At 70.0% G+C, this 11,805-nt stretch carries 11 protein-coding genes; 7 read left to right on the top strand and 4 right to left on the bottom strand.

The window, feature by feature from the left end:
- Positions 1-4: 4 nt before the first annotated feature.
- Positions 5-1,606: a fatty-acid--CoA ligase FadD8 gene (gene fadD8, locus A9X04_RS03350; protein WP_067917727.1), complete on the bottom strand. Its 1,602-nt coding sequence runs from the start codon at positions 1,604-1,606 to the stop codon at positions 5-7.
- Between the two features lie 77 nt (positions 1,607-1,683).
- On the opposite strand from fadD8, the gene A9X04_RS03345 reads away from it, so the two are divergent.
- The 6 genes from A9X04_RS03345 to A9X04_RS03320 are packed head-to-tail and all read left to right on the top strand — an operon-like array spanning position 1,684 to position 8,468.
- Positions 1,684-3,297 carry an amidohydrolase gene (locus A9X04_RS03345; protein ID WP_067917725.1) on the top strand — a complete coding sequence of 538 codons (1,614 nt, stop codon included), beginning with the start codon at positions 1,684-1,686 and terminating at the stop codon, positions 3,295-3,297.
- On the top strand, positions 3,294-4,274 hold the full coding sequence (locus tag A9X04_RS03340; RefSeq protein WP_067917724.1) for an o-succinylbenzoate synthase: 981 nt from the start codon (positions 3,294-3,296) through the stop codon (positions 4,272-4,274). Before A9X04_RS03345 ends, A9X04_RS03340 begins: the two co-directional genes overlap by 4 nt.
- Positions 4,271-5,053 (top strand): alpha/beta fold hydrolase, encoded by a 783-nt coding sequence (locus A9X04_RS03335; RefSeq protein WP_067917722.1) that lies wholly within the window; start codon positions 4,271-4,273, stop codon positions 5,051-5,053. The genes A9X04_RS03340 and A9X04_RS03335 overlap by 4 nt, the downstream gene beginning before the upstream one ends.
- Before the next feature lie 55 nt (positions 5,054-5,108).
- Positions 5,109-6,734 carry a 2-succinyl-5-enolpyruvyl-6-hydroxy-3-cyclohexene-1-carboxylic-acid synthase gene (gene menD, locus A9X04_RS03330; protein ID WP_067917720.1) on the top strand — a complete coding sequence of 542 codons (1,626 nt, stop codon included), beginning with the start codon at positions 5,109-5,111 and terminating at the stop codon, positions 6,732-6,734.
- A gap of 7 nt (positions 6,735-6,741) precedes the next feature.
- The gene (locus A9X04_RS03325; protein ID WP_156751925.1) at positions 6,742-7,275 is read left to right on the top strand and encodes a DUF3592 domain-containing protein; all 534 of its coding nucleotides are present in this window, start codon (positions 6,742-6,744) and stop codon (positions 7,273-7,275) included.
- Between the two features lie 38 nt (positions 7,276-7,313).
- Positions 7,314-8,468, top strand: coding sequence for a glycosyltransferase family 1 protein (locus A9X04_RS03320; protein WP_067917719.1), 1,155 nt, complete (start codon positions 7,314-7,316; stop codon positions 8,466-8,468).
- A 9-nt stretch (positions 8,469-8,477) separates the two neighbouring features.
- On the opposite strand, the gene A9X04_RS03315 is transcribed toward A9X04_RS03320, so the two are convergent.
- On the bottom strand, positions 8,478-9,302 hold the full coding sequence (locus A9X04_RS03315) for an SDR family oxidoreductase (RefSeq protein ID WP_067917717.1): 825 nt from the start codon (positions 9,300-9,302) through the stop codon (positions 8,478-8,480).
- A gap of 100 nt (positions 9,303-9,402) precedes the next feature.
- On the opposite strand from A9X04_RS03315, the gene A9X04_RS03310 reads away from it, so the two are divergent.
- Positions 9,403-10,095, top strand: coding sequence for a demethylmenaquinone methyltransferase (locus tag A9X04_RS03310; protein ID WP_067917716.1), 693 nt, complete (start codon positions 9,403-9,405; stop codon positions 10,093-10,095).
- Positions 10,096-10,102: 7 nt separating this feature from the next.
- Here A9X04_RS03310 and A9X04_RS03305 read toward each other — a convergent pair whose 3' ends face one another.
- Entirely contained in the window at positions 10,103-10,456 is a 354-nt protein-coding gene (locus A9X04_RS03305) for a DUF732 domain-containing protein (RefSeq protein ID WP_067917714.1), read from the bottom strand.
- Between the two features lie 92 nt (positions 10,457-10,548).
- Positions 10,549-11,796, bottom strand: coding sequence for a menaquinone reductase (gene menJ / locus A9X04_RS03300; protein ID WP_156764199.1), 1,248 nt, complete (start codon positions 11,794-11,796; stop codon positions 10,549-10,551).
- Positions 11,797-11,805: the final 9 nt, after the last annotated feature.

Genomic DNA, 11,805 nt, shown 5'->3' with positions numbered 1-11,805 from the left:
CCGCTCAGCCGACGGCGCGGTCGGCGCCCTCCCAGAACTGGGCGCGCACGGCCTTTTTGTCGGGCTTGCCCAGAGCGGTCACCGGCACCGACTCGACGACGATCACCTGCTTGGGCGATTGCACCGAACCCTTGCGCTCCTTGACGGCGGACTGGATCTCGATGGTCACCCGCGCCACCGACTCCTCGTCGGAGGGATGGTCGGGCCGCAACACGATCACCGCGGTGACGGCCTCACCCCACTTCTCGTCCGGCGTGCCGATCACGCACACCTGCGCGACGGCCGGGTGCTCGGCGACGACGTCCTCGACCTCGCGCGGGAACACGTTGAACCCGCCGGTCACGATCATGTCCTTCACCCGGTCGACGATGAACCAGAAGCCGTCCTCGTCCTCGCGGGCCATGTCGCCGGTGTGCAGCCAGCCGTCCTTGAACGTCTTGGCCGTCTCCTCCGGCAGGTTCCAGTACCCGCCGCTCAAAAGTGGCCCGGACACGCAGATCTCACCGACCTCGCCCTGCGGCACGGGGTTGCCGTCGGCGTCCAGCAGTGCCGTGCGCGCGAACAGGGTGGGCCGCCCGCAGGAGGTGAGCCGCTTCTCGTCGTGGTCCTTCTTGGCCAGATACGAGATCACCATCGGGGCCTCGGACTGCCCGTAGTACTGGGCGAAGATCGGCCCGAAGCGGCGGATGGCCTCGGCCAGCCGCACCGGGTTCATCGCCGAGGCGCCGTAATAGACGGTCTCCAGCGAGGACAGGTCGCGGGTGTGCGAATCGGGGTGGTCCATCAGCGCGTAGATCATCGACGGCACCAGCATGGTCGCGGTGATCTTCTGCTCCTCGATCACCCGCAGCACCTCGGCCGGGTCGAACTTGGTCAGCACCACCAGCTCGCCGCCCTTGATGATGGTCGGCACGAAGAACGCCGCCCCGGCATGCGACAGCGGGGTGCACATCAAAAAGCGCGGGTTCTCCGGCCACTCCCACTCGGCCAGCTGGATCGTGGTCATCGTGGTGATCGACTGCGCGGTGCCCAGCACACCCTTGGGCTTGCCGGTGGTGCCGCCGGTGTAGGCCATCCCGCCGATGTGATCGGGCGGAAGGTCGGCCGCCACCAACGGTTTGGGCGAATACTTCGCGGCCTCGGCCACCAGGTCCACCGCGGAATCGCCGAGCGCCTCGGGGACCGGGCCGATGGTCAGGACCTGCTTGAGGCCGGGCACCTTCTCCAGCAGGCCCAGCGCCCGCTCGACGAACATCGGGTTGGGGTCGATGATCAGCGACGTCACGCCGGCGTCGCCCAGCACGTAGGCGTGGTCGTCCAGCGAGCCCAGGGGGTGCAGGGCCACGCGCCGGTAACCCTGGGTCTGGCCCGCGCCGATGATCATCAGCACCTCGGGCCGGTTCAGCGACAGCAGCCCGACGGTTGCGCCGGTGCCCGCACCGAGCGCCTCGAACGCCTGGATGTACTGGCTGATGCGCTCGGCGAGCTGACCGCCGGTCAGCGTGGTGTCGCCGAGATGCAGCACCGGCTTGTTCTTGTTGCGCTTGAGCGCACCGACGGTCAGGTGTCCGGAATGAATGGGATGGCGCAGCAGCTCGTCACTCATGTGGCCAGACTAGAACGTGTTGCAATTCCGGTCAGCCAGACCCTCCATGGCACCCCGGAGCACTAGCATCCGTTCTCATGGCCGACGCTGACCTCGTCATCACCGGGACCGTGCTCACCGTCGACGACAAACGCCCCACGGCCGAGGCGCTCGCCGTCGCCGACGGGCGCATCGTCGCCGTCGGGAGCCGGTCGGACGTCGCGGGATTCGTCGGCCCCGACACCCAGACCGTCGACATCGGCTCGTTAGGTGGAGGCTGCGTCATGCCGGGATTCGTTGAGGCACACGGCCATCCGCTGATGGAGGCGCTGGCGCTATCGGACCGGATCGTCGATATCCGGCCCGTGACGGTGGCCGACGCCGACGCCGTCGTCGCCGCCGTCCGGAGCGAGGTCGCCAAGCGGGGCGAAGCCGGCGCGTTCCTCAACGGCTGGGATCCGCTGCTGCAGCCCGGGTTGCCCCGGCCGACGCTGGCCTGGCTCGACGAGATGGCGCCGGACGGGCCGCTGATCATCATCCACAATTCCGGGCACAAGGCCTTCTTCAATTCGCACGCGGCTCGGCACGCAGGCCTGACCCGGGACACCCCCGATCCCAAGGGCGCCCGCTTCGGCCGCGACGCGCACGGGGACCTGGACGGCACCGCCGAGGAAACCGGCGCGGTGTTTCCGTTGCTGGCCGGCGCCATCGCGCCGAGCGACTACCCGGCGATGCTGCGCGCCGAATGCGCCCGGCTCAACCGCGCCGGCCTCACCACCTGCTCGGAGATGGCCTTCGACCCGGCGTTCGGGCCGCTGGTCGAGCAGTTGCGCGGCGAGCTGACCGTCCGGCTGCGCACTTACGAGATCTCCAACCCGCAGATGCACACCGACGCCACCCCCGGTCAGGGCGACGACATGCTGCGCCAGGTCGGCATCAAGATCTGGGTGGACGGCTCCCCGTGGGTGGGCAACATCGCGCTGTCCTTCCCGTACCTGGACACCGACGCCACCCGCACCATCGGGGTGGCGCCCGGCTCCTGCGGACACGCCAACTACACGCGCGAGCAGCTCAGCGAGATCGTCGGCGCCTACTTCCCGCTGGGCTGGCCGATGGCCTGCCACGTGCAGGGTGACGCCGGGGTGGACACCATCCTCGACGTGTACGAGGAGGCGCTCAAGCGTCACCCGCGCCCCGACCACCGGCTGCGGCTCGAGCACGTCGGCGCCATCCGGCCCGAACAGCTGCAGTGCGCCGCCGACCTCGGGGTCACCTGCAGCATCTTCGTCGACCAGATCCACTACTGGGGCGACATCCTGGTCGACGGCCTGTTCGGTCCCGAGCGCGGATCCCATTGGATGCCGGCGGGTTCCGCGGTGGCCACCGGCATGCGCATCTCCCTGCACAACGACCCCCCGGTCACGCCCGAGGAGCCGCTGCGCAACATCAGCGTCGCGGTGACCCGCACGGCGCCCAGCGGTCGGGTGCTGGCACCCGAGGAGCGGTTGACGGTCGAGCAGGCCATCCGCGCGCAGACCATCGACGCGGCCTGGCAGTTGTTCGCCGACGACGTGACCGGCTCGCTGGAGGTGGGCAAGTACGCCGACCTGGTGGTGCTCTCCGCCGACCCGCGGACCGTGCCGCCCGAGCAGATCGCCGACCTGCAGGTGCGTGCGACGTATCTGGCCGGCCGCCAGGTTTACGGCGAGTGATTCCATCCACCCAGGACTTGCTCGACCGCCTGCACGTGGTCGCGCTGCCGATGCGGGTGCGGTTCCGCGGCATCACGACCCGGGAGGTCGCCCTGATCGAGGGGCCCGCGGGCTGGGGTGAGTTCGGGGCCTTCCTGGAATACCGCCCGCCCGAGGCCGCGCACTGGCTGGCGTCGGCGATCGAGGCCGCCTACCGCCGTCCGCCGCCGCCGCGGCGCGACCGCATCCCGATCAACGCCACCGTGCCGGCCGTTGAGGCCGCCCGGGTGGGCGAGGTGCTGGCCCGGTTCCCGGGCGCCCGCACGGCCAAGGTGAAGGTCGCCGAACCCGGCCAGACGCTGGCCGACGACGTCGACCGGGTCAACGCGGTGCGCAGACTCGTACCAACCGTGCGGGTGGACGCCAACGGGGGCTGGAGCGTGGAGCAGGCGGTGCAGGCGGCCGCCGCCCTGATCGCCGACGGCCCGCTGGAATACCTCGAACAGCCGTGCGCGACCGTCGCCGAGCTCGCGGCCCTGCGCCTGCGGCCGGACATGCCGGACGTGCCGATCGCCGCCGACGAAAGCATCCGCAAGGCCGACGACCCGCTGGCCGTGGTCCGCGCCCGTGCCGCCGACATCGCCGTGCTGAAAGTCGCTCCGCTGGGCGGCATTTCGGCCATGCTGGCGATCGCCGCGCAGATCGACATCCCGGTCGTGGTCTCCAGCGCGATCGACTCGGCGGTGGGGATCGCCGCCGGGCTGGCCGCCGCGGCGGCCCTGCCGGTGTTGGACCACGCGTGCGGCCTGGGCACCGGTGGGCTGTTCACCGAAGACGTGGCCGACGTCGCCCCGCCCATCGACGGCGCCCTGCCGGTGGGCCCGGTCACGCCCGACCTGGCGCGGCTGCGCGCCTTGGCCGCGCCCGCGCAGCGGCGGCAATGGTGGATCGACCGGGTCAAGGCCTGCCACGGACTGCTTGTACCGTCGTCGGAGTGATCAACCTGGCTTACGACGACCGCGGCTCCGGTGAGCCCGTGGTGTTCATCAGCGGTCACGGCGGCGCCGGTCGGACGTGGCACCCGTATCAGCTTCCCGCGTTCCTGGCGGCCGGTTACCGCGTGATCACCTTCGACAACCGCGGGATCGGCGCCACCGAGAACGCCCAGGGGTTCACGACGCAGACCATGGTCGCCGACACGGCGGCGCTGATCGAAGGGCTCGACGCCGCCCCGGCCCGCATCGTCGGGATGTCGATGGGCGCGTTCATCGCCCAGGAGCTCATGCTCGCCCGGCCCGAACTCGTCAGCTCCGCGGTGTTGATGGGCACCCGCGGCCGCATGGACAAGACCCGTGAGTTCTTCCGCGACGCGGAGGCCGAGCTGGCCGATGCCGGTGTCCAGGTGCCGAGCTCGTACGAGGCGAAAATCCGCCTGCTGGAAAACTTTTCGCACAGGACGCTCAACGACGACGTCGCGGTCGCGGACTGGATCGCGATGTTCTCCATGTGGCCGGTCAAGTCCACCCCGGGAATGCGGTGTCAGCTGGACATCGCCCCGTACACCAACCGGTTGCCGGCCTACCGCGGCATCACGACGCCGGTGCTGGTGATCGGCTTCTCCGACGACGTGTTGACGCCGCCCTACCTGGGCCGAGAGGTCGCGGACGCGCTGCCCAATGGCCGTTACGTGCAGATCGCCGACGCCGGCCACCTCGGGTTCTTCGAGCGTCCGGACGCCGTCAACGAGGCGGCGCTGAAGTTCTTCGCCAGCAACTAAGTCCCGACCCCGCTGCTCCACGCACCCGGTTGGCCGGCTGTGACACTCTGTATGAGTGAACCCCTCGACGAGACAGGCCCGCGTCGTCGTTGACGAGCTGATCCGCGGCGGCGTGCGCGACGTGGTGCTGTGCCCCGGGTCGCGCAACGCGCCGCTGGCGTTCGCGCTGGCCGACGCCGACCGGTCCGGGCGGATCCGGCTGCACGTCCGCATCGACGAGCGCACCGCCGGCTACCTGGCCATCGGGCTGGCCATCGCCGCCGGCGCCCCGGTCTGTGTCGCGATGACGTCGGGCACCGCCGTCGCCAACCTCGGGCCGGCCGTCGTGGAAGCCAACTACGCCCGGGTGCCGCTGATCGTGCTGTCGGCCAACCGGCCCTACGAAATGCTGGGCACCGGGGCCAACCAGACCATGGAGCAGCTGGGCTACTTCGGCACCCAGGTCCGCACCGCCATCAGCCTCGGCCTGGCCGAGGACGCCCCCGAACGGCTGGACGCCCTGAACGCCACCTGGCGATCGGCCACCTGCCGGGTCTTGGTGGCCGCCACGGGGTCTCGCACCGCCAACGCCGGCCCCGTGCAGTTCGACATCCCGCTGCGCGAACCGCTGGTGCCCGATCCCGAGCCGCACGGCGCCGTCATCCCCCAGGGACGGCCCGGCGGGCTGCCGTGGACCTACACGCCGCCCGTGACGTTCGACCAGCCGCTGGACATCGACCTGACGCCCGACACGGTCGTCATCGCCGGCCACGGCGCGGGCGCCCAGCCCAACCTCGCGGAGCTGCCGACCGTCGCCGAGCCGACGGCCCCGGCGCCGGCCAACCCCCTGCATCCCCTGGCCCTGCCGCTGCTGCGCCCCAAGCAGGTGATCATGCTCGGCCGCCCCACCTTGCACAGGCCGGTGTCGGCGCTGCTGGCCGACCCCAAGGTCCCGGTGTACGCGTTGACCACCGGACCGCGCTGGCCAGACGTCTCGGGCAACTCACAGGCCACCGGCACCCGGGCGGTGACCACCGGCGCCCCGAATCCCGCCTGGCTGAGGCGCTGCGCGGAGGTCAACAGGCACGCGATCGACGCGGTGCGCGGCCAGCTCGAGGCGCACCCGCTCACCACGGGCCTGCACGTTGCGGCGGCCGTGGCCGACGCGCTGCGGCCCGGTGACCAGCTGGTGCTGGGGGCCTCCAACCCGGTCCGCGACGCGGCGCTGGTCGGCCTCGACACCCACGGCATCCGGGTGCGCTCCAACCGCGGTGTCGCCGGCATCGACGGCACCGTCTCGACCGCGATCGGCGCCGCGTTGGCCCACGAGGGGCGCACCGTCGCGCTGATCGGCGACATGACGTTCGTCCATGACAGCTCCGGGCTGCTGATCGGCCCCACCGAGCCGACGCCGCGCCGGTTGACCATCGTGGTCTCCAACGACAACGGCGGCGGCATCTTCGAACTGCTCGAGCAGGGCGATCCGAGGTTCTCGGACGTGTCGTCGCGGATCTTCGGCACTCCGCACGACGTCGACGTGGGGGCGCTGTGCCGCGCCTATCACGTCGAGAGCCGGCAGATCGAGGTCGACCAGCTCAGCGCGGCCCTCGACGAACCCGCGGCCGGCATGCGGGTGCTGGAGGTCAAGGCCGACCGCTCGTCGCTGCGCCAGCTCCACGCCGCGATCAAGGCGGCCCTGTGAGGGCTCGGTGAATTTCCCGAAGAGATTGCTGCACATACTGATTCACGGCCGCAGCGACCAACCGCCGAGCACCCGGCCCAGGATTGCGTTGCGCTGGGCCCGCATTGCGGTGCTCATCGTGGCCGCCCTGGTCACCCTGCAGTCGATCCTGCTGGTCGCCGGCGCCTGGCGTAACGACCTTGCGATCCAACACAACATGGGGGTGGCGCAGGCCGAGGTGCTCAGCGCCGGCCCGCGGCGCTCCACCATCGAATTCGTCACACCCGAACGGGTCACGTATCGCCCGGAGCTCGGCGTGCTGTATCCGTCGCATCTGGCCACGGGCATGCGCATCTACGTCGAATACAACAAGAACGACCCCAATCTGGTTCGCGTGCAGCACCGCAACGCGGGGCTGGCCATCATCCCGGCGGGCTCCATCGCGGTGGTGGGCTGGCTGGTGGCGACGCTCCTGCTGATCGGCCTGGCGCTGCTCGATAAGCTGCTGGACCGGCGCCCGGAGGTGTCCGACCAGCAGATTTCGCACGACGTATGCCCGTAGGCAACCTTGTCGAAAGTCGGTGCTGACACCGTGGTGTTGTGCGCGTTGCCATCGTCGCCGAATCGTTCCTGCCGGAAGTCAACGGTGTCAGCAACTCGGTGATCCGGGTTCTCGAGCACCTGCGCCGGACGGGTCACGAAGCCCTCGTCATCGCCCCGGACACCCCGCCCGGTGCGGTCCCGGCCGACCGGATTTACGACGGCATCCGCGTGCATCGGGTTCCGTCGCGGATGTTCCCGAAGGTGACCACGTTGCCGCTCGGTGTGCCGATGCCGCGGATGGTGAAGGTGCTGCGCGGATTCGACCCGCACGTCGTGCATTTGGCCTCGCCGGCGCTGCTCGGCTACGGCGGCGTGAAGGCGGCGCGGTGGCTGGGGGTGCCGACGGTCGCCGTGTATCAAACGGACGTGCCGGGTTTCGCGGCCAGTTATGGCATTCCCATGACGTCTCGCGCCGCGTGGGCCTGGTTCCGTCATCTGCACAGTCTCGCCGACCGCACGCTGGCCCCTTCCAGCGTGACGATGGAATCGCTTGTGGCACACCGCTTCCCGCGGGTACACCACTGGGCGCGCGGGGTGGACGTGCTGCGGTTCGCCCCGTCGGCGCGTGATGAGGAGCTCAGGCGGCGATGGTCGCCACAGGGCAAGCCGATCGTCGGCTTCGTGGGCCGGCTGGCGCCCGAGAAGCACGTCGAGCGGCTGATCCCGCTGGCGGCGCGGGACGGGTTGCAACTCGTCATCGTCGGTGACGGTGTCGACCGCGCCAAGCTGCAAAAGGCCATGCCCACAGCGGTTTTCACCGGAGCTTTGTACGGTGACGAACTCGCGGCGGCATACGCCAGCATGGACGTCTTCGTGCATCCCGGCGAGCACGAGACATTTTGCCAAGTCGTGCAGGAAGCGCTGGCGTCGGGGTTGCCGGTGATCGCCCCCGACGCCGGCGGCCCACGTGACCTCGTCACGCCGTGGCGCACCGGTTTGTTACTGGGCGTCGACGAGTTCGAGACGAAGTTGCCTGCGGCCGTCACCCATTTGATCGACGAACGGCAGCGTTACGCACTGGCCGCCCGGCGCAGCGTGCTCGGCCGTAGTTGGCCGGTCATCTGTGACGAGCTGCTCGGCCACTATGAGGCGGTGCTATCGCCGTTCGCCCGACGGCGCGTGTTCGCCAAGCGGTACGCGCAAGGCGAGTGAGCTGACGCCTCAGCCCTGCGCCAGTTCGGCGACGGGCTGCCATTCCTCCCAGGTGCGCAGTCGGTTCTCGTAGTCGACCTTAGCGGTTCCCAGCGGCGACGAGCCGAAAAACACTCGCAGCGGCGGATTTTCGGCGTCGATGACCTTGAGCAGCGCGGCTGCGGACGCCTCCGGGTTGCCCGGGCTGGCCCACCGCTTGCTGCGTTCCGCCTGGACGGCCGCGCGCACGTCGTCGTACGCCGGCAGGGGGCCTGCGTGCCTGGCCGAATCTCCGGCCCAATCGGTGTCGAAACCGCCCGGTTCGATCAACGTGACGTGCACGCCGAACGGGGCGACCTCCTGGGCCAGCGCCTGCGAAAAGCCTTCCAGCGCCCACTTGGACGCGTGGTACATGCCGACCAAGGGGAACGCGGTGATGCCCCCGATCGAGGACACCTGAATGATGTGCCCGCTGCGCTGCTCGCGCAGGTACGGCAGCGCAGCCTGGGTGATCCACAGCGCCCCAAAGACATTCGTCTCGATCTGATCGCGTGCGTCCCGCTCGGAGAGTTCCTCGATGAACCCGAACTGCCCGTAGCCGGCATTGTTCACCACGATGTCCAGACGACCGAAGTGGTCGTGTGCCTGCTTGACCGCGGCGAAGTCGGCGTCTCGATCCGTGACGTCCAGCCGGATCGGCAGCAGCGCGTCGCCGTACTTCCCGGCCAGGTCGTCCAGTGACGCCGTGTTGCGCGCCGTGGCGGCCACCTTGTCGCCACGCTCCAGCGCCGCGACCGTCCACGCCCGTCCGAAACCGCGCGATGTACCGGTGATAAACCAAACTTTTTGAGTCACGCAGTGTTGCAACGCCGATGTCGCCACGTAATTCCCCGAGAGCTCACACGCGTGGGGGCGAAAGCGAGTGGTCCGTTATCCAGCCGGTAGCGTCTCCACCATGAGTCGCGCGGCCTTGGACAAGGACCCCCGGGACGTCGCGTCGATGTTCGACGGCGTCGCCCGCCGCTATGACGTGACCAACACCGTGCTATCGCTGGGGCAGGACCGGTACTGGCGGAAGGCCACCCGTTCGGCGCTGACGATCGGGCCGGGCCAGAAGGTGTTGGACCTGGCCGCGGGCACCGCGGTATCCACCGTCGAGCTGCAGAAGTCGGGGGCCTGGTGTGTGGCGGCCGATTTCTCGGTCGGTATGCTCGCGGCGGGTGCGGCCCGCCACGTGCCGAAAGTTGCCGCCGACGCCACCAGGCTGCCGTTCGGTGACGACGTATTCGATGCTGTCACAATAAGTTTCGGCTTGCGCAACGTCGTCGACCCGCAGGCGGCGTTGCGCGAGATGGCGCGCGTCACGCGCCCGGGAGGCCGATTGGTGGTATGCGAATTCTCCACGCCCACCAACGCGCTGTTCGCCACCGCCTACAAGGAGTACTTGATGCAGGCGCTGCCGCGGGTGGCGCGCGCGGTGTCCAGCAATCCCGACGCCTACGTCTACCTGGCCGAGTCGATCAGGGCGTGGCCCGACCAGGCGAGCCTGGCGCGCGAGATAGCCCGGGCGGGGTGGGCGGCGGTGCGGTGGCGCAACCTGACCGGCGGCATCGTCGCACTACACGCGGGCTATAAGCCCCTGCGTTGAGAACGAGCTAGTGCGTACCGGCGCGCTGCACGAAGCCGACCTGGTCGGGGCAGTAGTGGTCGACCGCGGCGCCGAGGAACTGGAACGCCTGGCCCTGGGTGGTGCCCCGCGGCAGGTTGCGCTGGATGAAGTTGGCCGACTTGTACGGGTCACCGTCCACGCCCCGGCCGATCCGGTCGCAGGTGATCTTGCCCAGCCACGCCAACTGGTCCTGCGGCTGATAGATGCCGAAGCCGTTGACCGTGTTCTTGAACGGGGCGTCGTAGTCGTTGGACGGCGGCGGCGAGGCCAGCGCCGGCGCGGCCAGCGCGATGGCGGTGACGGCCAGGCCGCCGATAGTAGCCAGCTTCGTTCCCTTCATTAGCCGGACTATACACCGCGCGCCCGAACCGTGCGGAAAATTGTCGGCGGCCGCTACCAGGCCCGTTGGCCTTTTGCGCACGTCAAAGGCGCTCAGCTGAACGGCACCCGGCGATCGATCAGCCGGGACAGCCGTCCGGCGCCCCGCCAGGCCCGCGCCACCCAGTCGGCGTCGTCGTCGGTGACCAGGTTGGCCATCACCCGCACCGCGATCGTCATCAGCCTGGGGGAGCGCATCGCGACCGGCCCCGTCGCGGGCAGGAACCGCTGGAAGGTCAGCAACAGGGCCAGTCGGCGCGCCACCGAGAACCCCCGGCCGTAGTGCTGCTGCAGCAGGGACGGCCACACCTGCGACAGGTCTTGGGACAGGCCACAGGAGTCCAGCAGCTCGGCGGCCAGCCGCCCGGTCTCCATGCCGTAGTCGATGCCCTCGCCGTTCAGCGGGTTGACGCAGGCGGCGGCGTCGCCGATCAGCATCCAGTTGGGTCCGGCCACCCCGGACACGGCGCCGCCCATCGGCAGCAGCGCCGACGACACGGCCCGCGGGGGCCCGTCGAAGCCCCACTCGTCGCGGCGCAGGTCGGTGTAGTGGTCGATCAGCGGTCGCAGCGCCAGATCGGCCGGCCGCCTCGACGTCGACAGCGCCCCGACGCCGATGTTCACCTCCCCGTTGCCCAGCGGGAAGATCCAGCCGTAGCCGGGCAGCACTTTGTCCTTGGAGCCGTCGGGTCCGCGCAGCTCCAGATGCGACGTCAGCCACGGGTCGTCGGCGCGCGCGGTGGCTAGATATCCGCGGGCCGCGACGCCGTACACCGTCTCCTGATGCCAGCGCCGGCCCAGCTTGCGGCCCAGTGAAGACCGCGCCCCATCGGCCACGATCAACCGCCCGCAGCCCACCTCCGTGCCGTCGGCCAACGTCAGCGACATCACGCGCCCCGACGAGTCACGATGAACCGCAACGACTTTCGTTCCCAACATCATCCGCGCGCCGGAATCCTCGGCGACCTTACGGATGCGGTCGTCCAACTCGAGCCGGGCCACCGCGCTGCCGGTCGAGGGGAACGACGGGCCCGGCCAGCCGACTTCCACCTCGCCACCGAATCCGCTCATCCGCAGGCCCCGATGCCGGATGCGGGTGTCCAGCCACTCGCCCAGCCCGAGGCGCTCGCACTCGGCGACGGCGCGCGGTGTCAGCCCGTCACCGCACGGCTTGTCGCGCGGAAAGCTGGCGGAGTCGATGACCAGCACGTCGTTGCCCGCGCGCACGGCCCACGCGGCGGCCGCCGAACCGGCCGGCCCGGCTCCGACGACCACCAGGTCGGCTTTGGTCTCCACGCTCACCAGTATGTT

It is taken from the genome of Mycobacterium sp. E3247, from assembly GCF_001667785.1.
Taxonomy (GTDB): Bacteria; Actinomycetota; Actinomycetes; order Mycobacteriales; family Mycobacteriaceae; genus Mycobacterium.
This window is presented reverse-complemented; position numbering and strand designations above follow the sequence as displayed.

Excerpts from the sequence above, each read along its gene's own strand:
- fadD8 (WP_067917727.1), bottom strand. The coding sequence starts at position 1,606 with ATGAGTGACGAGCTGCTGCGCCATCCCATTCATTCCGGACACCTGACC.
- A9X04_RS03345 (WP_067917725.1), top strand. The coding sequence starts at position 1,684 with ATGGCCGACGCTGACCTCGTCATCACCGGGACCGTGCTCACCGTCGAC.
- A9X04_RS03310 (WP_067917716.1), top strand. The coding sequence starts at position 9,403 with ATGAGTCGCGCGGCCTTGGACAAGGACCCCCGGGACGTCGCGTCGATG.
- A9X04_RS03305 (WP_067917714.1), bottom strand. The coding sequence starts at position 10,456 with ATGAAGGGAACGAAGCTGGCTACTATCGGCGGCCTGGCCGTCACCGCC.